Raw genomic sequence first — 24,070 nt, 5'->3', positions numbered from 1 at the left:
CCCAGCCGATCTGCCCGCGGCGCAGGACGATTCGTCAGGATGGTCTGCGAAGGGCTGTCTGCGACGCTCCTATGGTTCGTCAAGCAGCTGCGGCGCCCCTTTCAGGCAGGCGGTAGAGGTCGCGGGCGACGTAGCGGGCCAGGCGGCGTTTAATCTCCCGGCGGGTCTTTCCTTCCGCACCGCGGCGGGCGACGTAGTCGCGGGTGGCTGGCTGGTACTGCATCCGGATCCGGACCACCGTGTGCAGGGCTCGGTTGAGCTGGCGATCTCCGTAACGGTTGAGCCGATACCGGGTGGTGACTTGGCCACTGTTCGCCGGGATCGGTGCGACGCCGGCGAGCATCGCGAACGCCGCCTCGGAGTGGACGCGCCCGGGGTCCGCCGGTGCCCTCGATTGCCCAGGCCCGCAACGTCGCGTGGTTGTTGGCGAACTCCACCAACTCGGCATAACCCTCGGTTGTCGCCTCGACCGTGATCTCCTCGAGGACACCACCGGACGCGGTCTCGACCACGGCCGCGGAGTGAGTGTGGACGTGGGTGTCGACGCCGATGACGACATCGACCACCTCACGCAGATCGGCCAGACTGGCCATGCGTTCTCTCCTTCACCGGATGGGACGTGGTTCCGGTCCGGGACGGAGGTTCGGCAGGACTGTGATGAGACACGCCAGGCGCCGCTAACGCCAGCGGTCAAGCTCCTGACCAGGCCAGCTCCTCCAACCGGGCCGGGGCCGGCGACCACGAGCGGACAAGTCGCACCAGGGCACGAAGCCAGTCACACCGTGAGTCACACTCGTGGTCACCAACCACAGCCCAGCACCATCAGGCTGCGAACGCGATCCTCACAGTCACATCTCCTCGTGGGTGTCGGGGTCGCCCCCGAAGAGCCGCCCGTCCTCGCGACCGAGTGCCGAGATCGCGGCCACCTCGGCATCGTCGAGCTCGAAGCCGAAGACGTCGAGGTTGGCCCGCTGGCGCTCGGGGTCGGCCGACTTGGGCAGCGGCAGCGCACCGAGCTGGACCTGCCACCGGAGGATCGCCTGGGCCGGGCTCACGCCGTGGGCCTCGGCCGCCGCGGCGACCGGGTCGGCACCGAAGGGTGCGTTGCGCTTGCCGAGCGGGCTCCAGCTCTCGGTGCGCACCCCGAGCCGCTCGTGAACCGCCCGCAGCTGCTCCTGCGGGAAGAGCGGGTGCAGCTCCACCTGGTTGATGGCCGGCACGACACCGGTGGCGTCGATGATCTCGGTGAGGTGCTTCTCGGTGAAGTTGCTGACCCCGACGGAGCGCACGAGCCCACGTTCGCGGCACTCCACGAGGGCGCGGTAGGCGTCGACGTAGAGCCCGACGCTGGGGTTGGGCCAGTGGATCAGGGCGACGTCGAGCTGCTCGATGCCGAGCCGCTCGAGGCTTCCCTCGACCGAGGCGACGGCCTTGTCGAACGCGTGGTCGCGGCCCGGCACCTTGCTCTGCACGACCAGCTGGTCACGGTCGATGCCCGACCGACGGATGGCCTCGCCGACCTCGGTCTCGTTCCCGTAGTTGACGGCCGTGTCGAGGAGCCGGTAGCCGCCCTCCACCGCCGACACCATCGCGCGTATGCCGTCCTCACCCGCGAGCGGGTAGGTGCCGAAGCCGATGGCCGGGATCGTCGTGCCGTCGTTGAGGGTGTGGGTGGGGACCGTCGTCATGCCGCCAACCTACGGCGGCACGGAGCCGCGCGCGAGAGTCGTCCCGCCCCGTCGCACGTCTCACCGAACGGGCCGATTGGGACGACGCCGACTGATTGAATAAGGTAAGGCGAACCTAAGCGAACACCGTCGGCCGTCGACGCGACCGACATCCCGAGACCGGGCGTCCGTGTCGACGCCGCCCCGCGCGCCGCCGGTCCCGGCAACCCGATGGAGGACCCGTGACCACCCGACGCACCGCTCTCGTCGCTGGACTGAGCGCCGCCGCCATGCTGGCCCTCTCCGCGTGCGGCAGCAGCCTCGAGGCGGGCACCGAGCTCGACCCGGGCAAGCTCACGATCTACAGCGCCCAGCACGAGAACCTCACCGACGCCTGGGCCAAGGCGTTCCAGGAGAAGACAGGCACGCAGGTCCAGATCCGCTACGGCGGCGACTCGGCGATGGCGGCCCAGCTCGTCCAGGAGGGCACCCGCTCCCCTGCCGACGTCTTCCTCACCGAGAACTCCCCGGCGATGACGACCGTGCAGAACGCCAACCTCCTCGCGCCGGTCACGCCGGCGACGCTGGCCCAGGTCGGCAAGGACTACGCCCCGTCCACCGGCAAGTGGGTCGGCATCGCAGCCCGCTCGACCGTGCTCGTCTACAACCCGAGCAAGATCTCCGAGGCCCAGCTCCCGAGGTCGATCATGGACCTCCAGAAGCCGGAGTGGTCGGGCCGCTGGGGCGCCGCGGCCGGCGGCGCGGACTTCCAGGCCATCGTGTCGGCCATCGCCGCGCTCGAGGGCAAGGACAAGACGGCGGCCTGGCTCAAGGGCCTCAAGGACGGCGCCAAGATCTACAACAACAACATCGCGGTGATGAAGGCCGTGAACGCCGGCGAGGTGCCGGTCGGGATCATGTACCACTACTACTGGTACCGCGACCAGGCCCTCAGCAAGGACGGCAGCGGCAACACCAAGCTGCACTACTTCAAGAACCAGGACCCCGGCGCCTTCGTCAGCCTCTCGGGCGGTGGCGTGCTCGGCTCGAGCAAGCACGCGGCCGATGCGCAGAAGTTCCTCGCGTTCGTCACCAGCAAGGAGGGCCAGGGCATCCTCGCCTCGAGCGACGCCAAGGAGTATGCCGTCGGCGCTGGTGTCGAGTCCGACCCGGCCCTGCCCAAKCTCGCCTCGCTCGAGGCCCCGCCGGTCGACCCCTACGCGCTCAACGGTCCCGAGGTCATCACCCTGATGACCGAGGCGGGCATCCTCTGACGTGACGGTCCCCGTGCTCGGACGCATCTCCACCGGCTCGCCCGGTCGCCGCTGGCGACCGGGGTCGGTGGCGTCCCGGCTCGTGGCGGGCCTCGTCGCGCTCGTCTGCTGCACGCCGCTCGTCGTCATCGTCACCAAGGCGCTGGCGGTCGGGCCGGAGCGGGCCGGGCAGCTGCTCTGGCGCCCCCGGGTGGGCGAGCTGCTCGGCAACACCCTCTCGCTCGTGCTGCTGACGGTGTCGATCACCGTCGTGCTCGGTGTGGCGGCGGCCTGGCTCGTGGAGCGCACCGACCTGCCGCTCGCCGGTCTGTGGCGGGTCGTGCTCGTGTGCCCGCTCGCCGTCCCGGCGTTCGTCAACGCGTACGCGTGGGTGTCGATCCGCCCCGACCTCAACGGACTGTCCGGCGCCGTCCTCGTCACGTCCCTGTCGTACTTCCCGTTCGTCTTCCTGCCCGTCGCCGCGGTGCTGCGCGGACTCGACCGCAGCCTCGAGGACACCGCCCGCTCGCTCGGACTCGGCCCGTGGCGGACCTTCCTGCGCGCGACGCTCCCCCAGCTGCGCCCGGCCCTCATGGGCGGCGCCTTGCTCGTGGCCCTGCACCTGCTCGCCGAGTTCGGCGTGCTCGCCCTGGTGCGCTTCCCGACCTTCACGACCGCGATCCTCGACCAGTACCAGGTGGCCTTCGACGACGCGGCCGGCAGCGTGCTCGCCTCGGCGCTGCTCGCGCTCTGCCTCGCCTTCCTCACCATCGACCTCGTGAGCCGCGGCCGCGTCCGCCACGCCCGCCTCGGTCGGGGCACGCCCCAGCGGCCCACGCCCGTTCGGCTCGGTCGCCTCACACCGCTGGCTCTGGGCGGCGTCGTGGTGCTGGTGCTGCTGGCCATCGCCGTCCCGGTCGGCAGCATCGGGCGCTGGCTCGTCATGGGTGCCGACTCCCTCTCCGCCGGCGACCTGGTCGCCCCGGTCTGGAGCACCCTGCGACTCGCGGCCACCGCCGCCGTGCTGACGACGGTGGCGGCCTTCCCCGTGGCGTGGCTCGTGGTCCGCGCCATCGACCGCCGCGACCGGTGGGTCGCCGTCGTGGTCGAGCGCTCCACCTACCTTGCCTCGTCGCTGCCCGGCGTCGTCGTCGCCCTCGCGCTCGTCGGGCTGGCCGTGCGCTACCTGCCGGCTGTCTACCAGACATCGGTGCTGCTGGTGCTCGCGTACGCCATCCTCTTCGTCCCACGCGCCATGGTGTCCATCCGCGCGGCCCTCGCCCACCTGCCGCCCGAGCTGGGCGACGCGGCACGGGCCCTCGGCGACAACCCGGTGCGCGCCTTCGTCCGGGTGCAGCTGCCCCTCGTGCTGCGGGGCACCCTCGCCGGCTTCGCCCTCGTCTTCATCGCGGTCTCCACGGAGCTGACCGCGACGCTGCTGCTCGCGCCCACCGGCACGCGCACTCTGGCCACGGCCTTCTGGGCCGCGAGCGAGTCGCTCGACTACGCCGCCGCCGCTCCGTATGCCGCCGCCCTCGTCATCCTGTCGGCGCCGGTGACCTACCTGCTCATGCGACGAACTGAGGAGGTGACCGCGACGTGAGCGAGGTCCGCATCGCCGATGTCACGGCATCCCACAACGGCCAACCTGTCCTGCGGGGCATCGACCTGCACGTGCCGGAAGGCTCGACGACCGTCATCCTCGGCCCGTCCGGCTGCGGCAAGACGACGCTCCTTCGCGTCATCGCGGGCTTCCAGGCCCCCGACAGCGGCTCGGTCGCCCTCGGTGACGACGTCGTCGTCGGTCCCGGCCTGTGGCGGGCTCCCGAGCGCCGCGGCGTCGGCTACGTCGCCCAGGAGGGCAACCTCTTCCCACACCTCAGCGTGGGCGCCAACGTCGTCTACGGCCTCGACCGCGCGGCCCGTCGCGACACGGCCCGCCTCGGCGAGCTGCTCCGCCTCGTCGGTCTCGACGTGGGCCTCGCCGGCCGCCGTCCCGACCAGCTCTCGGGCGGCCAGCAGCAGCGCGTCGCGCTGGCCCGCGCCCTCGCCCGCCGCCCCAAGGTGCTGCTGCTCGACGAGCCCTTCTCGTCGCTCGACGCCGCGCTGCGCACCTCGACCCGCGAGGCCGTCGCCGAGGTGCTGCGCCGTGAGGGGGTCACGGCCATCCTCGTGACCCACGACCAGTCCGAGGCGCTGTCGATGGCCGACCAGGTCGCGATCATGCACGACGGGCGCTTCTCGCAGGTCGGCTCGCCCGCCGACGTCTACGACCGTCCCGCCGACACGCGATCGGCCGGGTTCCTCGGCGACGCCGTGACGCTCGCCGGGCGCGCCGCCGCCGGAACGGTCCACCACGCGCTCGGTGTGGTCTCGGTCGAGCACGTGCCCGACGGACCCGTCGACGTGCTGTTGCGCCCCGAACAGATCGCGCTCGTCGCCAACGGCTCCGGTCGCCCGGCCACCGTGCTCTCCTCGACCTACTTCGGTCACGACGCCCTCGTCGCCCTCGACCTCGGCGCCGACGAGCGTGGCGGGCTGGGCTCGGCCGCGCCGGCCGTCGTCAGGGCCCGCGTACGCGGTCAGGACGTGCCGCCCGACGGCACCGTCGTCAGCCTCCAGCTGCTCGGCGAGCCGCTCGTCTTCCCGCACGCGGGCGGCGCCGCCGTCGGCTGACGGGCCTGGCGCTGTCCCCGCGACCACTTCCGGAGGACGATCGGCAGGTGGGCACACCCGAACCCGGCCCGGTGCGGAGACCTGCCGTGCATCGCGCGGAGGTCGAGGCCGGCCTGCTGACCTGTCGGGACGACCTCCACCGGCTGCTCGTCGGAGCGTCCCCCGATCAGTTGCGCGCGGCGAGCAACGGCACGGCCTGGACGAACGAGCAGCTCCTCTTCCACATGGTCTTCGGCTTCCTTGTCGTGCGCCGGCTGCTGCCGCTCGTCCGCTTCCTCGGGCGTCGACCACCGTGGGTGGGGCGAGGCTTCGCCCGGCTGCTCGACGCGACACGGGTCCCGTTCCACTGGGTCAACTACGTGGGGTCGTGCGGCGGCGCACTCGTCTTCGACCGGTCCCGCATGGGCGGCCTGTGCGACCGCACCATCGCCTTCCTCGTCCGCAGTCTCGAGTCGGAGACGGAAACGCGTCTGGCTGAAGGGATGCCGTTCCCGCCGAGCTGGGACCCGTACTTCGCGTCGTTCATGACGCTCGCGGACGTCTACGCCTACCCCGAGCTGCACTACCGGCACCACCGGGCCCAGCTGACCCTCACGGCTCTCGAACAGCCCTGATGCGCGCCCTCGCCGGGCCGGTGCGAACGCCGCCCGGCCCGACGCGGACGCCCGCACGCCTACGCGTGACGCAGCGGCCAGAGGGTGGGTCGCGGGTCGAAGCGCGTGGCGAGCCGTTGCAGCGCAACGGCGGCGAGGAGCAGACCGAAGTCGCGCAGGGCGACGTCATAGAAGCCCGGGATCAGCAGCAGGTTGACGATGATTCCGGCGAGCCAGGCGGCGACGACGAACGCCCCGAGCCGCGGGTGCAGCAGCACGACGACCCCGGCCACCACCTCGATGACGCCGACGGCATACATGGCCTGGTGGGGCGTGACGGGCAGCGGGTTCGACAGCACGGGCGCGAGGTACCGGTCCCACTGGACCAGCAGGTTGGTGAACTTGTCGAGCCCGAAGACGATCGGCGCGACCGTGAAGGCGGTGCGCAGCACGGCATACGCCTGGTACGTCGCGTCGCTGTGCAGGTCGGATGTCGAGGCCCCTGCGGGGCTGAGGGTCGTGGCCATGCTGACCTCCAAGGTCGGTCTCCCGTGGTCCTCCCGGAGGATGCGGCCCGTGACGTGCGCAGGCAGCGGTGGGAGGCTTGCACCGTGTTGGCGGCGCGACAGGGCACACGTCTTACCGGCAGGACGGGGCGTCCCGTTCCGCGTCGCGCCGTCGTGCAGCGCCAGGGTAAGACGCGGACCCCCTCCGTCAGCCAACGAGGTATGACCATCCAGCAGACCAGCCACACGGTGCCGTGCCGCTCACCCGGCCCACCGCTCGACGTCGTCGCGTGGCGTGTGTGCCGGCTGCGCGAGGCCGGCTTCCCGGCCGCCCTCGCCGAGGCGCTCGCGCACCAGCGCATCGACCTGCACGCCCTGCTCCAGCTCGTCGACGCGGGCTGCCCGCCCGAGCTGGCCGCGCGCATCCTCTCCCCCGTCGACGATCCCCGGGCGTCCCGGTGACCGCCGTGAGCCGGGACGACCTCCCCCCACCCGGCAGCGGTCCGGGCACGACGACCCGCCCGGCCCCTCCGGGCGGGCTCGCCGTGCCGGCAGGTCGAGGGTCGGCGGCTCCCCCCCACCGGCGCGAGCCCGCCGACTGGGTCGTCGCCCTCTCGACGCCCGGCCCGGAGCAGCAGGTCGCCCTGCGACTGCTCCACGAGCTCATGGTCCGGGCGGCCGCCCACCAGGTCTGGCGCATGCGCGCCGTCCTCCCCGACGACTCACCGGCCTCGGTCGAGGTGATCGTCCAGCAGGCCGCCGACGAGGCCATGACCGCCCTGCTGGCCAAGCTGCACACCTTCGAGGGCCGCAGCCGGTTCACCACGTGGGCCTTCAAGTTCGCCATCCTCCAGGCGTCCTCCGACGTTCGTCGTCTCCAGTGGCGTCGCCGCGAGGTCGAGCTGCGCGACCTCGACCTCGGCACGATCCCCGCCGCCGACCACGACGACGCCGCGCACTCCGCCGAGGGTTCGGATCTCGCCAACGCCCTGGCCCGGGCGATGGCGAGCGTGCTGACGCCCTACCAACGCCGCATCGCCGTCGCCCTCCTCGTCGACGAGGTGCCGATCGACGTGCTCGCCGAGCGCCTCGGCACCAACCGCGGCGCCCTCTACAAGACCCTGCACGAGGCCCGCCGCCGACTGCGCGCCGAGCTGACCGTCCGCGGCTACCTGTCCCCCACCGGAGGCGCCCGATGACCGACACCCCACGACCCCGTCCACCGCTGGAGCCGACCCTCCCAGCCCGAGCCGTCGACGCCCTGCTCGTCGACACGACGCCGTGGCTCTCGTGCGACGACTGCTTCGAGCGGATGGACCTCCACGTCGAGGCGCTGCTGGCCGACCCACACCACCGCGACGACGCCATGGAGCACCACCTGCAGGGGTGTGCGGCCTGTGCCGACGAGGCGCGCTCGCTGCTGGACCTGCTGCGAGCGGGGACCGTCTGAGCCGCGACGCGTATGCCGTCGCGGACGTGCGCGCGAGCCGGCCCGACGGCATACGGCCGGGGTCTCAGACGTCGGGCTCGGACGTCGGGCTCAGCCGTCGGACAGGTCGAGCGGTCCGGGGCCACCGTGGACGAGCCACCGCAGCTCGCTGCGGTGCTGGAGTCCGAGCTTGCCCAGGGCAGACGAGATGTGCGTCTTGACCGTGGCCGTCCCGATGTCGAGCGCCCGCGCGATGCCGGCGTTGCCCGGGTCGCCCGTGCGGCTCGTGACGAGCGCGACGACGTCGCGCTCACGCGGCGAGAGGCCCTCGAGAGGGTCCGGCCGGGACTCGGCCCGACCGTCGACGGAGGCGTGCTGGCCCACCCGCGTGATGATCGCCGCCTGCACCTCGAAGCAACGCCGGCTCAGCGCCGCAAGCCGTTCGTCGAGCGCGCCTTCTGACGTCAGCTCGTCGAGCTGACGTCGCATCTCGTCGATCTCGGCCGCCATGCCGGTCAGGGCGGCCGAGGTGCGGTTGACCGCCAGGAGCGCCCCGGCGCGGCCGTCGTCCTCGAGCTCGGGGTAGACGAGGCTGAGGTCGAGGCGTCGCCCGGGGTCGGCCGCCTGCACGCGGTCGAGCACGACGCCCGCGAGCCAGGTCATGGCGGTGACGATCTCGTCGGTGAACACCGACGGGGTGTCGCTCAGGGCGCCGATGATGCCGACGAGGCCGTCTTCGCCGATCATCGGCACGACCACCGCATCGGCCGACAGCTCGTCGTCACCGAAGCGGACACCCCGGTTGAGCAGCGCACCGTCGTCGTCGCGGTAGCGGTACGGCTTGTGGGACGCGGCGATCCACGCGACCACCCCGCCCGGGCCGTACGTCAGGCTGCCCGTCTCGAGGTAGTGCCCGTTGCTGAAGAGGTAGGGGTAGGAGATGCGTCGGTCGCGGTCCTTGAGGAGGGCGATGTAGAAGTCGTCGACCGGCGCGATCGCCGACACCGCTGCCCGGCATGCGTCGTAGACGCCGAAGACGTCACCGCGCCCCACCTCGTGCATCTTCTGGTCGGCGTGGCGCAGGGCGCGCACTACTGGGTCGCTGAGCGGCACGGAGCCTAGGCTAGCTCGCCGGGGGGCAGGTTCTCCCCGATCGAGGAGATTCTCTCCCCCGAAGGCGGACTCCCTCATTCCACCACCGGCTGATCCTCCCCCGAGAGGGGATGGGTGATGCTTGCTTTGCCGGTCGACGGTTCCGCATGGCATCGACGCCCGAGTGGAATGTCACGCGGTCGCACCGGGGGGAGCGACCACGGCGTCCGGCGCAGGGGACCTGGCGCCGCCGGTGACGCATCCACCCGGCTCCAGCCCCCGCGGTCAGCCCGGCCCCAGGCGTTCGTGGAGGGGCGCAGGGGGCCGGGCCACGGCCTGTCCCCTGCCACCCGTTGCCCACGTCGGGCGCTACTTCGGCCCTTCTCCTGCGGTCAGCTGCTGCGACAGGTAGGCCGCCGCGCCCAGTCGCCCGAGCGCGTCCACCTGCGTCTCGAACCAGTCCGCATGCTTCTCCTCGTCGCGGACCATCTCCTCGAAGACGCTGGCCGTGCCGTGGTCGCCGAAGTCGTGACACTCCTTCGCCGCCGCGTTGAACTGCGCCACGGCCGCCTTCTCGCTCTCGAGGCCCAGCGTGAGCATCTCCTCGGGCGTCTCGCCGATGTGGATGGCCCCGAGCTTCTGCACGTTGGGGTGCCCGTCGAACATGAGGATGCGGTTGATCAGGTCGTCGGCGTCGCGCATCTCGTCGATCGACAGGTCGTAGAAGACCTTCCCGAGCTTGGGGAAGCCCCAGTTGTCGAGCATGCGGGCATGCAGGAAGTACGTGTTCGTGACCGTCAGCTCGAAGGTCAGGGCGTCGTTGAGGAGCTCTGTGACGCGTGGACTAGCTGGCTGCACCTTCCACCTCCAGGAATGCGTCTCGCTGGGCCCCCTCATGCTGGCAGATGATCCGCCGCACGGAGAAGACGCACGAGCCACAGTCCTGGCCGGCCCCGGTCGTCTGGCAGACGTACGAGAGGTTGTGGGCTCCCGCTTCGACGGCGCGCACGACGTCGCCGTCGCTCACGGCCGCGCACTGACAGATGATCACGTCGATTAAGGTAAGGCTTACCTCAGCGTCTTGTCGAGTTCCGACCGACGGGCGGACACGTCACACCCACGGGGTCGCCGCCTGCGAGGTGAGGCGCACCGGCGTGTTGGCCGCCCCGAAGCCGCGATAGCCGCCCCGGCGCTCGAGCAGCTCGACGTAGAAGCGACCGGCCACGAGCGGGGTGTAGAGGTGGAAGAGCTCGCCGCCCTTGTCGTCCCGGTCGTAGAGCACGCCGAGCCGACGCAGTCGGGCCAGCAGCTCGGGTGCGGGGTCGAGGCGGGCTGCGAGGTCGTCGTAGTACGCGTCGGGGACGGGCAGGAGCGGCGCTCCCGACGCCCGCAGGGCCTCGGCGCGGTCGAGCAGTCCGGTGCACGCGTACGCCAGCTGGTTGACCCCCGTCCACGTCGGCACCCCGGGCGCCCGGACCGCGATGTTGAGCACGACCCGAAGCGAGCCGTCGTCCGGCTGGAGCACGCGGCTGCGCAGCCGTCCGGCGGGGTCCATGAACTCGCTCACCGGCCCCGGTCGCAGCCCGAGCAGCGTGCGGTGGAAGGAGACCTCCGCGTCGGATCGGTCGGTGTCGATCGCGAAGCCGATGTGGTCGAGCGCCCCCCAGCCGTCCTCGGTGCCCGGTGACGCGAGCGCCAGCCCGTCGAGGTGCACCTCGACGCCCGCCGGACTGCGGGTGGCACCGACCCGTCGCTCGCCGTCCGTCGCCTCGACGACCGGCCAGTGCAGCGACTGAGCCCGTGCCGGCAGGTCGGAGTCGGCGTCGCCCCGCACGCCGATCGCCGCGACGTGCGGCCGCTGCGCCGCGGCAGACCTGCGCAGCTCGAGGTCGGAGCGGGTGTCGAGGACGACGGTCGCGGCGCCGTTGCGCAGGACGCTGCGGCCCGGGGAACCGATGGCAGACCCGGCCGGCCCGCTGCCCTCCGCCGTGAACCCCAGACTGGTGAAGAGGCCGTGCGTGCGCGAGTCGCCGGGCGCGACGGCGAGCTCGACGACGTCGATGGTGGGCGAGGCCGGCGCGGGTGGGGGGTCGAACAGCTCGACGCTTGGGCGACGCGGACGACCGGTGGGAGAGTCGATGCCCGAGCCGGCGTCGGAGGCCGCCACCCCGTCGGTCTCGTCCCACCGGCGACGGAGCTGCTCCTCGAGGTGCAGGAGCGAGCGCATCGCGTCTCGCGCCGTGTCGCGGGGGTTGGCCTCGCGCACGATGTCGCTGAAGACCTCCAGGGACAGCGGCCCCCGGTAGCCCGCCTCCACGCAGGCGCCGACGACGCCCTCGACGTCGAGCACGCCCTGGCCCGGGAAGCACCGGTGGTGGCGGCTCCACTCGAGGACGTCCATGCTCAGGCCGTGCGCGTCGGCGATCTGCACGAACGCGATGCGGTCTCCGGCGAGCCCGGCCAGCGCCTCCGGTCCGTCGCCGCGCGCCAGCAGGTGGAAGGTGTCGACCGCGACGCCGACGTTGGCGAGGTCGACCTTCTCGACGATGCGCCGCGCCTGGCCGAACCGGTTGACGTGCGTGCCCCAGGCCAGCGCCTCGTACGCGAGCGTGAACCCGTGCTCGGCCGCCACCGACCCGACCGTGCCGAGCTGCTCGGCCGTCAGGTCGGGGTCGTCGACGGAGGTCGGGTGCACGGCGGAGCAGACGAGCGCACGGGTCGCGCCGAGCCGCTCCATCAGCTCGAACTTGGCCCGGGCGAACCGCAGCCGGTCGGAAAAGGCGTCCGGTGTGAGCCCGACGAGGTCGCGCAGCGGCTGGAACAGGTCGATGTCGAGGCCGAGGTCGGAGCACCGTCGCGCGATCTCCTCCGGCCCGAGGGGCGACGACACGATGTCGGCGTCGAAGAGCTCGACGGAGTCGAAGCGCGCGGCGGCGATCGCCTCGAGCTTGACGTCGAGGCTGCCGCTGATGGAGACGGTCGCAATTCCCTTGCGCATCAGGGCTCCTCATCCCGCCTGGGTGGTCACGGCGGCCGATGCGGAAACGGTGTCGGGTGCGAGCACCCGCAGACCGGTGAGCCGGGTGAAGTGGTCAGTCATCCGCGAGACGTCGGCCTCCTCACCCGTGAAGAGCGCGTATGCCGCCGCGTGCTGGTGGATCGCCATGGCGCCGCCGGTCATCGTGGCGCACCCGATCGCCCGGGCCGCGTGGACGAGCTCGGTCTCGAGCGGGAAGTAGATGATCTCGGCCACCCACTGGGTGGGCCGCAGCAGGGTGGGGTCGAGCGGCATACCGGGTGAGCTCGTCATCCCGACGGGTGTCGCCTGGATGAGGCCTCCCACCTGCTCCAGCGCGGACGCGACGTCGAGGTGCACTCGCACGCGTCCCGGCCCGACGGCTGCCTCGAGCCGGTCGACGACCGCCCGGGCCCGTTCGGGCGAGGTGTCGGAGACGAGCAGCTGGCGCACCCCGGCCCGGAGGGCGCCGTAGCCGACGGCCACACCGGCCCCGCCCGCCCCGAGCAGGAGGGCGTCCTGCCCGAGGGCGTGCGGCAGCGTCGTCGAGAGGGCGGAGGCGAAGCCGACCCAGTCCGTGTTGTGCCCGGTCGTGCGGCCGCCCCGGATGACGATCGTGTTGACCGCCCCGAGCGCCTCGGCCTCGGGCGACACCTCGTCGACCAGGTCGAGCACGACGGTCTTGAACGGGTGCGTGACGTTGAGGCCGTCGAAGCCGAGGCGGACCGCCCAGCGCAGCACGTCGGCCGCGTCGCCGGGTCGGAGCCCCAGGTCGGCCGCGTCGACGAGCCGGTACGCCAGCGAGTGGCCCGCCGCCGCCCCCTCGGCCTCCTGGAGCGGCGCGGCCAACGAACTGCCGATGTGCTCTCCGAGGAGTCCGATGGCGAAGGACCTCCGGTGCGGCTGTGACGTCATGATGTCGACTCTCTCCTGGCTCTCTGCTGTTCTCTGCTCTTACCTGGATGCCTCTGAGCTGACGGCCGCGGTCCTGACGGGCGCGGAGGTCCTCACCGCCTGACGACCCAGCTCGCTGGTTGGGATCTTGTGGGTGCCGCGCGGCCCCGTCGCCACGGCGATGGCGGAGATGGCGCAGGCGAGGACGGCGAAGGCGGCCACCTTCGGCCACCCGTCACCGTTGTCGCCGAGGAGCGCGGCCGCGATCGTCGGCGTGAACCCGGCGAGCGCGAACCCGAACTGGGTGCCGATCGCCATGCCGGAGAGGCGGACGCTCGTGGGGAAGTACTCGGCATACGTCGAGGGCCACACGGCGTTGGTCGCGCTGTAGACGATGCCCGCGAGGAGGATGCCCACGACGGCGGTGAGCGCCCGGTTGCCGCTGGCGATGACGGCGACGTACGCGGCAGCGAGCACCGCCGAGCCTGCCAGGCCGCCGAGGAAGACCGGCTTGCGACCGACTCGGTCGGAGACGCTGCCCCAGAACGGGATCACGGCGATCGCCACGAGGTTCGAGATGATCGCCACCCAGAGCATGAACGTGGAGCTGAAGCCGACGCCGTAGGTGTCCTTCGTCGCGAACGCGAGGGCGAAGACGGTGTAGAGGGTGTTCACCATGGCGATGAACGCCGCGAACATCACCCGCAGCACGGCGCGCCAGTGGTCGCGCAGCAGGACCGAGAGCGGCGTGCGCGAGAGGGCCTGCGACTCCACCTCGGACTCGAACGCCGGGGTCTCGTCGAGCGTGCGGCGGATGACGAAGCCGACGACGACCACCACTGCGCTGATGAAGAACGGGATCCGCCAGCCCCACGACAGGAGCTGGTCCTCGGACAGGATCGCGGCGAGCGGCAGGAAGATCGCCGGCGCGAGCACCTGACCGCCCTGGGTCCCGCTCAGGGTCCAGCTGGTGAAGAAGCCGCGGCGGTGGTCGGGTGCGTGCTCGAACGACATCGAGTTGGCACCGGCCTGCTCCCCCGCTGCCGAAAGGCCCTGCAGCAGGCGCAGCACGACGAGCAGGGCCGGCGCGAGCATGCCGACGCTCTGGTACGTCGGCAGGCAGCCGACGAGGAAGGTCGAGACGCCCATGAGCAGGAGCGTGAAGATCAGCACCTTCTTGCGGCCCAGCTTGTCTCCGACGTGGCCCAGCAGGAACGACCCGACGGGGCGCGCGACGTAGCCGACGCCGAAGGTGGCCAGCGAGGCGACGGTGGCGGCGGCCGGATTACCCTCCGGGAAGAAGATCTTCGGGAAGATCAGCGAGGCGGCCGTGCCGTAGATGACGAAGTCGTAGTACTCCAGCGCACTGCCGACCCAGGCCGCGATGGCGGCCTTCTTGGGGGTGCGCGCCGTCTGCGACCTGTTCACGGGTGTGGGCTCGGGGGCTCCCGGGCTGGGGACTGGCGTCATTGTCGATCCTCCTGTGCGGGCCACCTCGTCGACCCTGACGGGTTGCACTCTGGTGCGGGACGAGAACGGCGGTGTTCCTCGGTGGGCTGTCTCGACGGTAGAGACGCCTTGCAAGGACTGGCAAACGTTTGCCAAAATTTGCCACATGCCGTCCATGAGACGTCCTCACGCCGTGACCATCACCGACGTCGCCCGCGAGGCCGGGGTCGCCGCCTCCACGGTGTCGCGCGCTCTGACAAACCCCGATCGCGTGAACGTCGTGACGCGTGAGCACGTGCAGCAGGTCGCGGCCCGCCTCGGCTACCGGGCGAGCCCGGCCGCTCGGGCGCTCGGCACCGGCCGCACCGCCACCCTGGCCCTCGTGCTGCCGGACATCACGAACCCGTACTTCGCCGGACTGATCCGTGGCGCGGAGCGGCAGGCGGAGGCGACCGGACACATCCTGGTCATCGGCGACAGCGAGGAGAATGCGCGAGCCGAGGCGCGGATGGTCGAGCGCCTCGGCCCGGGCGTCGACGGCTTCCTGCTCGGCTCGAGCCGGCTTCCCGACGCGCGGATCCTCCAGTTCGACTCCGCCATGCCCGTCGTCCTGGTCAACCGGCGCGTGGCCGGCGTGACGAGCGTCAGCCCCGACCAGCAAGGCGGCACGCGCCAGATCGTCGAGCACCTCGTCGCTCTCGGCCACCGGCGTGCGATCTTCCTGGCGGGACCGCCCGAGTCATGGCTGGGTCGGCAGCGGTGGGCCGGGATCTCCTCTGCCGCAAAGAAGCACGGACTGACGGTGCGACGGCTCGGCCCCTACCACCCCTCGGTCGAGGGCGGCCTGCTCGCCGGTGAGGCCGCACTGGCCGACGGGGCGACCGCGGTCATCGCCCACAACGACCTCATGGCCATCGGGGCCCTCAAGCGGATGAAGGCGCGAGGCGTCTCGGTGCCCGGCGACGTCAGCATCGTCGGCTTCGACGACATCTTCGGCGCCGACTTCTGCGACCCGCCGCTCACGACGCTGAGCGACCGCACCGAGCAGGCCGGCCGGTCGGCTGTCGACCTGCTCGTGGCACTGGTGCGAGAGCAGGCGCGGCACGAGCACGACGCCCCGGCCGACATCGTGGCGCCCACCCAGCTCGTCGTCCGCGGCTCCACCGGGCCAGCGCCCGTGCCAGTGCACCCCGACCCGAACGAAGGACGCAACCCATGACCGCACCCCAGCGCGTCGCCGTGCTCAACGGCCCCAACCTCAACCTGCTCGGCGAGCGCCAGCCGGAGGTCTACGGGCACGAGACGCTCGACGACGTCAGGGCGCTGTGCCAGCGCGCCGCCGACGCGGCTGGGCTCGAGCTCGACTTCCGGCAGAGCAACCACGAGGGAGAGCTCGTCGACGCGATCCAGGAGCTGCGGCACAGCGCCGTCGGGCTGGTCGTCAACGCGGCGGCCTACACGCACACGTCGGTGGCCATCCGCGACGCACTCGCGCTCGTCACGGCCCCCGTCATCGAGGTGCACATCAGCAACGTCCACCGGCGCGAGTCCTTCCGCGGGCACTCGTACCTGTCCGACGTCGTGGACGGCGTCATCGTCGGCTGCGGCACGCAGGGCTACGAGCTCGCCATCGCCCGGCTGGCCCGCCTGGCCGGGTAGCGGTGCAGGCAGCCCGTCCCCGCCGTTCGATGTCGTCCGCCGTCGCGGGGGACGGCGGAAAACATCGAACGGAGAGGACGGAGGGGGCGGCGCGGCTCAGCGGTCGAGACGCGGGGAGCCCCACCTCTGGGGCTCGTCGGCCATCTCGGGTCGCGCCAGGCGCAGGTCGGCGCCGATCGCGCTCGCCGTCGCGACGAGACGGCTCGCGAGCTCGTCGTCGCCGAACCGACCCGACGAGGCGGTGGTCGTCGACACGTTGATGGCGGCGATCGCCTCGCCGCGGGGGTTGAAGACGGGGGCGGCGAGCGAGCGCAGCCCGATCTCCAGCTCCTGGTCGACGACCGCCCAGCCGCGCTCACGGATGCGCACCAGCTCGTCGCGCAGGACAGCCGGGTCGGAGACCGTGTGGGGCGTGAGCGGCTCGAGCGTCACGCGCCCGAGGAAGGCCTCGAGGGCCTCCGGAGGTGCGAAGGCCAGCATCGCGCGGCCCATCGAGGTGGCATACGCGGGGAACCTCGTGCCCACCCGGATCTCGACGGCCATGATCCGCCGTGCCTGCACCCGCGCGACGTAGACGATGTCGTCGCCGTCGAAGACCGACGCCGACGTGGACTCCCCCAGCTGTGACGTCAGGGTCTTGAGGTGGGGCTCGGCCACGTCGGGCAGGCTCAGCGACGAGAGGAACGCGTGCCCGAGCGAGAGCACGCGCGGGGTCAGCGAGAACAGCTGTCCGTCGCTGCGCACGAAGCCGAGCGACTCGAGCGAGAGCAGGAAGCGACGCGCGCTCGCCCGACTCTGCCCCGTGCGCCGGGCCACGTCGCTGAGGGTGAGGTCACGGTGGTCGGCGTCGAACGCCCGGATGACGTCGAGCGTCTTGGCGACCGACCGCACCATCTCACCACCGGCAGGTGACTCGGACATGTGTCTCCTCCCGGCTCATCTGTGCCGCAGTGCGATTCACGAAGACGCTCAGGCTCGCCGTAGCGGCACCGGGACGAGGGCCTCGAGCTCCTCGAAGGTCACCCCGTGGGTCTCCCGCACGACGACGGAGCCGTCACCGCCCTCGCGGTCGATGAGGAAGACCGCGACATCGGTGTAGATGCGGCTGACGCAGCCCACGCCGGTGAGCGGGTAGGTGCAGGCCTCGACGAGCTTGCTCTGCCCGTCGCGCGTCAGCAGGGTCATCATCACGAAGGTGTCCTTGGCCCCGATGGCGAGGTCCATGGCGCCGCCGACGGCCGGGATCGCACCCGGCTCACCCGTGTGCCAGTTGGCCAGGTCCCCTCGGGCAGACACCTGGTAGGCCCCGAGCACGCAGATGTCGAGGTGGCCGCCGCGCATCATCGCGAACGAGTCGGCGTGGTGGAAGTACGAGGCCCCCGGCAGCTCGGTCACCGGGATCTTGCCGGCGTTGATGAGGTCGAGGTCGACCTCGTCGCCGTGGGCCTCCGGCCCCATCCCGAGCATGCCGTTCTCGGTGTGCAGCGTGACGCCGCTGTCGGCGTCGAGGTAGTTGGACACGAGGGTCGGCTGGCCGATGCCGAGGTTGACGAAGGCGCCGTGCGGGATGTCGGCGGCGACCAGGGCCGCCAGCTCGTCCTTGCCGAGCCGCGTCGGGCCTTCGGTGAACGTGGGCGGGGTCTGCAGGGAGCTCACTGGCCCTCCTCGGGCTCGGGGGTCGACGCACTCGGCACCACGACGACGCGGTCGACGTAGATGCCCGGCGTCACGACGCCTTCGGGGTCCATGGCGCCGGCCGGCACGACCTCGTGCACCTGCACGATGGTGGTCGTCGCAGCCGCGGCCATGATGGGGCCGAAGTTGYGTGCGGTCTTGCGGTAGGTGAGGTTGCCGACCTCGTCGGCACGATGCGCCTTGACGAGGGCGTAGTCGGCACGGATCGGCAGCTCGAGCACGTAGTGCCGTCCGTCGATCTCGCGCACCTCCTTGCCCTCGGCGAGCGGCGTGCCGTAGCCCGTCGGCGTGAAGAAGGCGCCGATGCCCGCACCGGCGGCGCGGATGCGCTCGGCGAGGTTGCCCTGGGGCACGAGCTCGAGCTCGATCTCGCCGGCGCGGTACTTCGCATCGAACTGGTGGCTGTCGTGCTGCCTCGGGAAGGAGCAGATGACCCGGCTCACGCGTCCGGCACCGATCAGCGCGGCGAGGCCGACATCGCCGTTGCCGGCGTTGTTGTTGACGACGGTGAGGTCTCGCGTGCCGCTCTCGACGAGGGCCTCGATGAGCTCCACGGGCTGCCCGGCGGGGCCGAAGCCGCCGATGAGCACGGTCGCCCCGTCGGGGATGTCGGCCACCGCGTCGAGCGCGCTCTGGGTGATCGTCACCATGTCAGTTCCCTTGTGTCCGAGTGCTCTTGCGTATGCCGTGTCGTCACGACGAGACTCCCGCGCTGACGTTCTCGAGCACGACCGCGAGGCCCTGCCCGACGCCGATGCAGATGCAGGCCACGCCCCACCGTCCACCGGTGCGCTGGAGGTCGCGGGCCAGGGTGCCCAGGATGCGCCCACCCGACGCGCCGAGCGGGTGGCCGATGGCGATGGCGCCGCCGTGCCGGTTGACGATCTCGGGGTCGATCGGCCACGCGTCGAGGCAGGCCAGCGACTGCGCGGCGAAGGCCTCGTTGAGCTCGACGGCCGAGACGTCTCCCCACCCGATGCCGGCGCGGGCGAGGGCGGCATTGGCGGCCTCGACCGGGGCGTAGCCGAAGTACTGCGGCTCGAGGGCGCTGGCCCCGCGACCGGCGACGCGGGCGATCGGGTCGAGGCCGATCTCGTCGCGGGCCCCCTCGCTGCCGAGCAGCACGGCGGACGCGCCGTCGTTGAGCGGCGAGGCGTTGCCGGCGGTGACGGTGCCACCCTCCTTGCGGAACGAGGTGCGCAGCCCGGCGAGACGCTCCGGCGTGGTCTCGGGGCGGATCGACTCGTCGCGCGTCAGCTCGACGCCCGGCACCTGGACGACGAGGTCGTCGTACCACCCGTCGGCCCATGCCTGGTCGGCCAGGCGGTGCGAGCGGGCGGCGAAGGCGTCCTGGCGCTCGCGCGTGACGCCGTACTTCTCCCGGAGCTGCTCGGTGGCCTCGCCGAGCGAGACGGTCCAGTCCGCAGGCATGGCCGGGTTGACGAGGCGCCATCCGAGCGTGGTCGAGGCGAGTGCGAGGTCGCCTGCGGGATAGGGCTTCTCGGTCTTGGGGAGCACCCAGGGCGCACGACTCATGGACTCGACGCCGCCGCTGATGACGATCTCGGCGTCGCCGGTCTCGATCGAGCGAGAGGCGAGCATCGCGGCGTCCAGGCTCGACCCGCACAACCGGTTGACCGTCGAGCCGGGGATGCTCGTCGGGAGACCGGCGAGCAGGGTCGCCATGCGCGCCACGTTGCGGTTCTCCTCGCCCGCGCCGTTGGCGTTGCCGAGGACGACCTCGTCGACCTGCTCGCCGAAACCGCCGTCGGCGAGCCCCGGCGCGCGGCCGACGAGCTTCTTGACGACGTGGGCTGCGAGGTCGTCGGGCCGGGTGCCGGCGAGCAGCCCCCCGAAACGGCCGAAGGGGGTGCGGACGGCGTCGTAGACGTATGCGGCGGTGGTGGTCATCACCGGTCTCCTGCTCTGGGACCGCCCTCGCGGTCACTGTCGATGGTGGGGTCCTGCTCGTACTCGGCGAGCGCCTTGCCGGCGACGGCGAACGCATGGTTGGCCGACGGCACCCCGAGGTAGATGGCTGCCTGGAGCAGCACCTCCTGGATCTCGTCGACGCTGAGGCCGTTGCGGCGTGCGGCGCGGACGTGCATGGCGAACTCGTCCCAGTGGTCGCGCGCGACGAGGGCGGTCAGCGTGATCGCGCTGCGCGTGCGGCGGTCGAGTCCGGGGCGCGTCCAGATCTCGCCCCACGCGTACCTCGTGATGAGGTCCTGGAAGGGCTCGGTGAATGCGGTGGTGCCGGCCGACGCGCGGTCGACATGGGCGTCGGACAACACCTCGCGCCGCACGATCATGCCCTCGGCATGCGCCTGGGCCGCTGTCCGGGAACGGCTGTCGTCACTCATGCCCGGCCTCCTGACGGCAACGTGTCGAGGAACTCGGAGAGCCGCTGCGCTGTCGCCCTGGGCTGCTCTGCCGGTGGGAGGTGCGCAGCTCCGGCAAGCACCCCGGACGCACCGCCGGAGCGTTGCGCCACGAGCTCGGACATCGGCGGCGGTGCGACCTCGTCGAGTTCACCGGCGAGCGCGAGGAGCGGGACCTGCACGCGGTCGAGGTCGTCGCGCACGTCGAACGCGGCGAGGGCCTCGCAGCATCGGGCGTAGCTGGCACTGTCGGCGTCCTGCAGCGAGCTGAGCAGCTGAGCGGCGCGGGCGGGTTCGCGCTCGATGAAGCCCGGCGCGAACCAGCGCTTCGCCGAACCCTCGACCATCACGGGCGTCCCGGCCCGGCGCACGAGGTCGGCCCGCTCGAGCCAGCCGTCGGCCTCACCGATCTTCGCTCCGGAGGCGATGCTGACCACGCCCTCGAAGCCATCGGTGTGGTCGACCGCGAGGGCGAGCCCGACGGCCCCACCGAGGGAGACCCCGGCATACAGGACCGGGGCGACGGAGTCGGCGCGGACGCCCTCGGTGGACTCGACGACGGCACGCGCGAGGTCCTGCACGGTGAACGGATGGTCGTGGGGCGCGCTCGCACCGTGACCGGGGAGGTCCCAGCCGACCACCGCGAGGTCGCGAGGCAGCTCGCTGACGCAGGCCGCCCACAGCGGGGCCACGGCCGTGCCGAGCGACGGCCCGACGACGAGCAGGGCCGCCGCCTGCTCCGGTGAGCGCAGGTGCGTCAGGGTGATCGGGATGGTCATGCGGCTCCCCCTCTGTCGGTGCTGCTGGGGTCGATGCTGGGGTAGACCGGGCGGTCGGCGTCGCGGTGGCGCGCCACGGCCCGGTCGACGAGGTCGCCGGCGGCGCCGAGGTAGTGGGCGGGCTCGAGCAGGTCGGCGATCTCCTCGTCGGACAGGACGTCGACGGGGAGGTAGGCGCGCAGGATGGGCGTGAGGTGTCTGGCCCGGGCACCTCCGACGAGGGCCGGCCGCAGCGCGCTGACGGCCGAGGCACCACCGGACAGGCGCGCGACCTCGTGCAGGAGCCGCTCGGCGACGAGGGCCGGCCCGACCGCGTCGACGTTGCGTCGCATCGCGTCGACGTCGACCTCCAGGCCGGCGAGGATCTCGGCAGTCTGGGCTGCAGCGACGACGACGCGACGGAGCAGGCGCAGCAAGGCGCCCCACTCGGCGTGCCACGATCCGTCGGGTCGCTCGTCGACGGCGAGACCGGCGGCACTGTGCAGGGTCGCGCCGAGGTGCGGTGCCTCGATGGCGACGGCCTTGACGAGGACGGACAGGACGGGGTTGCGCTTCTGCGGAAGGGTCGAGGATCCGCCTCGCCCGTCGTCGGAAGGCTCGCGCACCTCGGCGATCTCGGCGCGCGAGAGGGTCACCACGTCGGTGGCCACCTTGCCCATCGCGTCGGCGGTGCGCACGAGGCTGTCGCCGACGCGGGTCATCGGGCCGCGGTCGGTGTGCCAGGGTCGGCCCGGGTCGGCCAGGCCGAGCTCGTCGGCCAGCATCGCCGCGGCCTGGGCCGACCGACCGGGGACCAGCGCCTCGATCGCCGAGAGCGTGCCGGCAGCACCGCCGCACTGGACCGGCAGGGCGCGCCGGACCGTCGCGAGCTCGTCGACCACGTCGTCGAGGGCGCCGAGCCAGCCGGCGGCCTTGAGCCCGAAGGTGGTCGGCAGTGCGGGCTGTGCGAGCGTGCGTGCGACCTGGACCGTGTCGCGGTGCTCGACGGCGAGCCGTGCTGCGGAGTCGGTGGCGGCGCGGAGGTGTCGGCTCAGCACCTCACCCGCGCGCGCGACGAGCAGCATGACGGCGGAGTCGACGACGTCCTGGCTCGTGAGACCACGGTGGATCGCGGCCGCGGCATCCGCCGAGGCGGCGTCGGTCTCGGCGCCGAGGGCGTCGGCGTGGTCGTGCCGCCCGACCGACAGCAGTCGCACGCGCTCACGCAGTGACGCGAGCATCGGGATGACGGGGTTGCCACCGCCCTCGGCACGGGCACCAATGTCATCGACGTCGTGGTCACCGGCGACGCAGGCTGCCGCCACGACGGCCATGACCTCGTCGGTGACGAGACCGAGACGGCCCTGGACGCGGACCCACGCCGCCTCGACGTCTAGCATCGCCTGGAGCACGGCGCGGTCGTCGGTGAGGCTCGCGGCGCGAGGAGCGCCCGGCTCGAGGAGGGGGCTCACACCTCGTGCCTCGGGAAGCGGAGGAAGACGGTCTCGCCGTCACCCTGCAGGCGGACGTCGAACCGCAGCGACCCGTCGGACTCGCGCGAGGCCACGAGCGTCGCGCGCTCGTCGGGGTCGAGCGACGAGAGCAGGGCGTCCGACTCCAGGGCGGACGAGGGCTCGGGAAGGTAGACGCGGGTGAACAGCCGGTTGAGCAGGCCGCGCGCGAAGACCGTCATCGCGATGAACGGCGCGGCCCCCGCGGAGGTCGCGCCCGGCTCGACGGTCGTGAAGGAGTAGCCGCCGTCGCGCCACGTCTGGGTGCGGCCGAAGCCGGTGAAGACTCCGGGGTCGCGTCGCAGCGAGCCGCTCTCGCGCACGATGCGGCCCTCGGTGTCGGGCTGCCAGATCTCGAGCAGCGCGTCGGGCACCGGGGCGCCGTTGCCGTCGGTGACGGTGCCGTGCAGCCGCACCGAGCCGGGCGTCCGGGCGGGGACGAGGTGCTCGCCGTTCTCGAAGGGCAGCGCGTAGTGGTAGAAGGGCCCGACCGTCTGGCCGGGGGTGGGCGCCAGACCGGGAGCGGCGGCATACTTCGAGTTCGCTTGTGCGTCAGGCATGCTCGCCCTCCTCCATCGGGGTCGCGTGGGTGCCGGTGAGCACGATGTCCCAACGGTAGCCGAGCAGCCACTCGTGCTCGGAGGTGTCGTGGTCGTAGGCGGCGACGAGCCGGTCGCGCGCCGCCTGGTTGGTGACGGCCTGGTAGATCGGGTCGAGGGCGAAGAGCGGATCGCCCGGGAAGTACATCTGCGTGACGAGCCGCTGCGTGAACTCGGTGCCGAAGAGCGAGAAGTGCACGTGCGCGGGACGCCAGGCGTTGCGATGGTTGCGCCACGGGTAGGGGCCCGGCTTGATCGTGACGAACGAGTAGGAGCCGTCGTCGCCGGTGATCACTCGGCCGACCCCGGTGAAGTTCGGGTCGACCGGTGCAGGGTGCTGGTCTCGCTTGTGGATGTAGCGTCCGGCCGCGTTCGCCTGCCACACCTCGACGAGCTGTCCACGGACGGGCCGGCCGTCGCCGTCGAGCACGCGACCGGCGATACGGATGCGCTCACCGATCGGTTCGCCGCCCCGCTGGATGGTCAGGTCGGCCTCGAGCGGGTCGACGTCGCGGTGACCGAAGACCGGAGCGACGAGCTCGATGCCCTCGGGGTCGGCGTGCCGCGGCTCCTTCGTCGGGTGGCGCAGCTCGGCGCTGCGGTAGGCCGGGAAGTCGAGGCGCGGCTGGACCCGCGTGATGGCCCGGGAATCGTCGTCGGCGTGCGCGGCCGCGATCTCGGCACTGACCGCCGCCTGGCTGTCGCGGTCGGTCGGGGCCTCGAGCCCCTCGGTGACGGTCTCGCTCATGTCGACCTCCTCATCTGCGTGGCCCGACCGTACCAGCGTGTTCGCATTCTGCACAAGTGTTCGCTGTGCGAACACAGCAGGGACGACGTAGGCGGCTGGGCGTCACCCATATCGGGTGAGCCGCCGGCCGGCCCGGGATCCTTA

Annotated in this window: 26 protein-coding genes and 1 pseudogene; 9 read left to right on the top strand and 18 right to left on the bottom strand. The window is 72.0% G+C overall.

Annotated features, from left to right (window positions below):
- Positions 1-79 precede the first annotated feature (79 nt).
- Both AC1DE0_RS01300 and AC1DE0_RS01295 read right to left on the bottom strand, forming a co-directional pair.
- Positions 80-373: pseudogene (locus AC1DE0_RS01300) on the bottom strand (transposase); the annotation flags it as partial.
- Positions 374-848: 475 nt separating this feature from the next.
- Positions 849-1,688 carry an aldo/keto reductase gene (locus AC1DE0_RS01295; RefSeq protein WP_478096338.1) on the bottom strand — a complete coding sequence of 280 codons (840 nt, stop codon included), beginning with the start codon at positions 1,686-1,688 and terminating at the stop codon, positions 849-851.
- 269 nt (positions 1,689-1,957) lie between these two features.
- Between AC1DE0_RS01295 and AC1DE0_RS01290 the strand changes: the two genes are divergently transcribed.
- The 4 genes from AC1DE0_RS01290 to AC1DE0_RS01275 are packed head-to-tail and all read left to right on the top strand — an operon-like array spanning position 1,958 to position 6,210.
- Positions 1,958-2,941 carry an iron ABC transporter substrate-binding protein gene (locus AC1DE0_RS01290; RefSeq protein ID WP_478097725.1) on the top strand — a complete coding sequence of 328 codons (984 nt, stop codon included), beginning with the start codon at positions 1,958-1,960 and terminating at the stop codon, positions 2,939-2,941.
- Between the two features lies 1 nt (position 2,942).
- Positions 2,943-4,523, top strand: coding sequence for an ABC transporter permease (locus AC1DE0_RS01285; protein WP_478096336.1), 1,581 nt, complete (start codon positions 2,943-2,945; stop codon positions 4,521-4,523).
- A complete protein-coding gene (locus AC1DE0_RS01280) occupies positions 4,520-5,596 on the top strand; it encodes an ABC transporter ATP-binding protein (RefSeq protein WP_478096334.1) in 1,077 nt (358 codons plus the stop codon). Before AC1DE0_RS01285 ends, AC1DE0_RS01280 begins: the two co-directional genes overlap by 4 nt.
- Positions 5,597-5,643: 47 nt before the next feature.
- Positions 5,644-6,210, top strand: a complete 567-nt coding sequence (locus AC1DE0_RS01275; protein ID WP_478096332.1) for a DinB family protein — start codon at positions 5,644-5,646, stop codon at positions 6,208-6,210.
- 59 nt (positions 6,211-6,269) lie between these two features.
- Here AC1DE0_RS01275 and AC1DE0_RS01270 read toward each other — a convergent pair whose 3' ends face one another.
- Entirely contained in the window at positions 6,270-6,716 is a 447-nt protein-coding gene (locus tag AC1DE0_RS01270; RefSeq protein ID WP_478096330.1) for a hypothetical protein, read from the bottom strand.
- Positions 6,717-6,917: 201 nt separating this feature from the next.
- On the opposite strand from AC1DE0_RS01270, the gene AC1DE0_RS01265 reads away from it, so the two are divergent.
- Genes AC1DE0_RS01265 through AC1DE0_RS01255 form a run of 3 tightly spaced genes read left to right on the top strand, consistent with a single transcriptional unit; the run spans position 6,918 to position 8,145 of the window.
- Positions 6,918-7,157 carry a hypothetical protein gene (locus AC1DE0_RS01265; protein ID WP_478096328.1) on the top strand — a complete coding sequence of 80 codons (240 nt, stop codon included), beginning with the start codon at positions 6,918-6,920 and terminating at the stop codon, positions 7,155-7,157.
- 5 nt (positions 7,158-7,162) lie between these two features.
- A complete protein-coding gene (locus AC1DE0_RS01260; RefSeq protein ID WP_478096326.1) occupies positions 7,163-7,894 on the top strand; it encodes an RNA polymerase sigma factor in 732 nt (243 codons plus the stop codon).
- On the top strand, positions 7,891-8,145 hold the full coding sequence (locus tag AC1DE0_RS01255) for a hypothetical protein (protein ID WP_478096324.1): 255 nt from the start codon (positions 7,891-7,893) through the stop codon (positions 8,143-8,145). The genes AC1DE0_RS01260 and AC1DE0_RS01255 overlap by 4 nt, the downstream gene beginning before the upstream one ends.
- Before the next feature lie 90 nt (positions 8,146-8,235).
- On the opposite strand, the gene AC1DE0_RS01250 is transcribed toward AC1DE0_RS01255, so the two are convergent.
- From AC1DE0_RS01250 to AC1DE0_RS01225, 6 genes are all read right to left on the bottom strand, one after another.
- Positions 8,236-9,237: a helix-turn-helix transcriptional regulator gene (locus AC1DE0_RS01250; protein ID WP_478096322.1), complete on the bottom strand. Its 1,002-nt coding sequence runs from the start codon at positions 9,235-9,237 to the stop codon at positions 8,236-8,238.
- A gap of 348 nt (positions 9,238-9,585) precedes the next feature.
- The gene (bfr, locus tag AC1DE0_RS01245; protein ID WP_478096320.1) at positions 9,586-10,074 is read right to left on the bottom strand and encodes a bacterioferritin; all 489 of its coding nucleotides are present in this window, start codon (positions 10,072-10,074) and stop codon (positions 9,586-9,588) included.
- A complete protein-coding gene (locus AC1DE0_RS01240; RefSeq protein WP_478096318.1) occupies positions 10,061-10,267 on the bottom strand; it encodes a (2Fe-2S)-binding protein in 207 nt (68 codons plus the stop codon). The genes bfr and AC1DE0_RS01240 overlap by 14 nt, the downstream gene beginning before the upstream one ends.
- Before the next feature lie 60 nt (positions 10,268-10,327).
- Positions 10,328-12,214 (bottom strand): TIM barrel protein, encoded by a 1,887-nt coding sequence (locus AC1DE0_RS01235; RefSeq protein ID WP_478096316.1) that lies wholly within the window; start codon positions 12,212-12,214, stop codon positions 10,328-10,330.
- A 9-nt stretch (positions 12,215-12,223) separates the two neighbouring features.
- Positions 12,224-13,147 carry a shikimate dehydrogenase gene (locus tag AC1DE0_RS01230; RefSeq protein ID WP_478096313.1) on the bottom strand — a complete coding sequence of 308 codons (924 nt, stop codon included), beginning with the start codon at positions 13,145-13,147 and terminating at the stop codon, positions 12,224-12,226.
- A gap of 39 nt (positions 13,148-13,186) precedes the next feature.
- Positions 13,187-14,596, bottom strand: a complete 1,410-nt coding sequence (locus AC1DE0_RS01225; RefSeq protein WP_478096311.1) for an MFS transporter — start codon at positions 14,594-14,596, stop codon at positions 13,187-13,189.
- A gap of 145 nt (positions 14,597-14,741) precedes the next feature.
- Between AC1DE0_RS01225 and AC1DE0_RS01220 the strand changes: the two genes are divergently transcribed.
- The gene (locus AC1DE0_RS01220; RefSeq protein WP_478096309.1) at positions 14,742-15,794 is read left to right on the top strand and encodes a LacI family DNA-binding transcriptional regulator; all 1,053 of its coding nucleotides are present in this window, start codon (positions 14,742-14,744) and stop codon (positions 15,792-15,794) included.
- A complete protein-coding gene (gene aroQ / locus AC1DE0_RS01215; protein WP_478096307.1) occupies positions 15,791-16,234 on the top strand; it encodes a type II 3-dehydroquinate dehydratase in 444 nt (147 codons plus the stop codon). Before AC1DE0_RS01220 ends, aroQ begins: the two co-directional genes overlap by 4 nt.
- Before the next feature lie 96 nt (positions 16,235-16,330).
- On the opposite strand, the gene AC1DE0_RS01210 is transcribed toward aroQ, so the two are convergent.
- The 9 genes from AC1DE0_RS01210 to pcaH are packed head-to-tail and all read right to left on the bottom strand — an operon-like array spanning position 16,331 to position 23,926.
- The gene (locus AC1DE0_RS01210; protein ID WP_478096305.1) at positions 16,331-17,155 is read right to left on the bottom strand and encodes an IclR family transcriptional regulator domain-containing protein; all 825 of its coding nucleotides are present in this window, start codon (positions 17,153-17,155) and stop codon (positions 16,331-16,333) included.
- A 48-nt stretch (positions 17,156-17,203) separates the two neighbouring features.
- Positions 17,204-17,881, bottom strand: coding sequence for a 3-oxoacid CoA-transferase subunit B (locus tag AC1DE0_RS01205; protein ID WP_478097723.1), 678 nt, complete (start codon positions 17,879-17,881; stop codon positions 17,204-17,206).
- A gap of 5 nt (positions 17,882-17,886) precedes the next feature.
- On the bottom strand, positions 17,887-18,579 hold the full coding sequence (locus AC1DE0_RS01200; RefSeq protein ID WP_478096302.1) for a 3-oxoacid CoA-transferase subunit A: 693 nt from the start codon (positions 18,577-18,579) through the stop codon (positions 17,887-17,889).
- 43 nt (positions 18,580-18,622) lie between these two features.
- Positions 18,623-19,840: a thiolase family protein gene (locus AC1DE0_RS01195; protein ID WP_478096298.1), complete on the bottom strand. Its 1,218-nt coding sequence runs from the start codon at positions 19,838-19,840 to the stop codon at positions 18,623-18,625.
- The gene (pcaC, locus tag AC1DE0_RS01190; protein ID WP_478096295.1) at positions 19,840-20,292 is read right to left on the bottom strand and encodes a 4-carboxymuconolactone decarboxylase; all 453 of its coding nucleotides are present in this window, start codon (positions 20,290-20,292) and stop codon (positions 19,840-19,842) included. Before pcaC ends, AC1DE0_RS01195 begins: the two co-directional genes overlap by 1 nt.
- The gene (locus AC1DE0_RS01185; protein WP_478096293.1) at positions 20,289-21,089 is read right to left on the bottom strand and encodes an alpha/beta fold hydrolase; all 801 of its coding nucleotides are present in this window, start codon (positions 21,087-21,089) and stop codon (positions 20,289-20,291) included. The genes pcaC and AC1DE0_RS01185 overlap by 4 nt, the downstream gene beginning before the upstream one ends.
- The gene (locus tag AC1DE0_RS01180; RefSeq protein WP_478096291.1) at positions 21,086-22,540 is read right to left on the bottom strand and encodes a lyase family protein; all 1,455 of its coding nucleotides are present in this window, start codon (positions 22,538-22,540) and stop codon (positions 21,086-21,088) included. Before AC1DE0_RS01180 ends, AC1DE0_RS01185 begins: the two co-directional genes overlap by 4 nt.
- Entirely contained in the window at positions 22,537-23,139 is a 603-nt protein-coding gene (pcaG, locus tag AC1DE0_RS01175) for a protocatechuate 3,4-dioxygenase subunit alpha (protein ID WP_478096289.1), read from the bottom strand. The genes AC1DE0_RS01180 and pcaG overlap by 4 nt, the downstream gene beginning before the upstream one ends.
- The gene (gene pcaH / locus AC1DE0_RS01170; RefSeq protein WP_478096287.1) at positions 23,132-23,926 is read right to left on the bottom strand and encodes a protocatechuate 3,4-dioxygenase subunit beta; all 795 of its coding nucleotides are present in this window, start codon (positions 23,924-23,926) and stop codon (positions 23,132-23,134) included. The genes pcaG and pcaH overlap by 8 nt, the downstream gene beginning before the upstream one ends.
- Positions 23,927-24,070: the final 144 nt, after the last annotated feature.

The sequence above is a fragment of the Terrabacter sp. 05T424 genome (genome assembly GCF_056396225.1).
Note: the sequence above shows the minus strand (reverse complement) of the source record. Positions and strands in the feature narration are given on the sequence as shown.

Excerpts from the sequence above, each read along its gene's own strand:
- AC1DE0_RS01185 (WP_478096293.1), bottom strand. The coding sequence starts at position 21,089 with ATGACCATCCCGATCACCCTGACGCACCTGCGCTCACCGGAGCAGGCG.
- AC1DE0_RS01195 (WP_478096298.1), bottom strand. The coding sequence starts at position 19,840 with ATGACCACCACCGCCGCATACGTCTACGACGCCGTCCGCACCCCCTTC.
- AC1DE0_RS01210 (WP_478096305.1), bottom strand. The coding sequence starts at position 17,155 with ATGTCCGAGTCACCTGCCGGTGGTGAGATGGTGCGGTCGGTCGCCAAG.
- pcaC (WP_478096295.1), bottom strand. The coding sequence starts at position 20,292 with ATGAGTGACGACAGCCGTTCCCGGACAGCGGCCCAGGCGCATGCCGAG.
- AC1DE0_RS01295 (WP_478096338.1), bottom strand. The coding sequence starts at position 1,688 with ATGACGACGGTCCCCACCCACACCCTCAACGACGGCACGACGATCCCG.
- AC1DE0_RS01235 (WP_478096316.1), bottom strand. The coding sequence starts at position 12,214 with ATGCGCAAGGGAATTGCGACCGTCTCCATCAGCGGCAGCCTCGACGTC.
- pcaH (WP_478096287.1), bottom strand. The coding sequence starts at position 23,926 with ATGAGCGAGACCGTCACCGAGGGGCTCGAGGCCCCGACCGACCGCGAC.
- AC1DE0_RS01265 (WP_478096328.1), top strand. The coding sequence starts at position 6,918 with ATGACCATCCAGCAGACCAGCCACACGGTGCCGTGCCGCTCACCCGGC.
- AC1DE0_RS01270 (WP_478096330.1), bottom strand. The coding sequence starts at position 6,716 with ATGGCCACGACCCTCAGCCCCGCAGGGGCCTCGACATCCGACCTGCAC.
- AC1DE0_RS01225 (WP_478096311.1), bottom strand. The coding sequence starts at position 14,596 with ATGACGCCAGTCCCCAGCCCGGGAGCCCCCGAGCCCACACCCGTGAAC.
- AC1DE0_RS01220 (WP_478096309.1), top strand. The coding sequence starts at position 14,742 with ATGCCGTCCATGAGACGTCCTCACGCCGTGACCATCACCGACGTCGCC.
- AC1DE0_RS01255 (WP_478096324.1), top strand. The coding sequence starts at position 7,891 with ATGACCGACACCCCACGACCCCGTCCACCGCTGGAGCCGACCCTCCCA.
- AC1DE0_RS01230 (WP_478096313.1), bottom strand. The coding sequence starts at position 13,147 with ATGACGTCACAGCCGCACCGGAGGTCCTTCGCCATCGGACTCCTCGGA.
- aroQ (WP_478096307.1), top strand. The coding sequence starts at position 15,791 with ATGACCGCACCCCAGCGCGTCGCCGTGCTCAACGGCCCCAACCTCAAC.
- pcaG (WP_478096289.1), bottom strand. The coding sequence starts at position 23,139 with ATGCCTGACGCACAAGCGAACTCGAAGTATGCCGCCGCTCCCGGTCTG.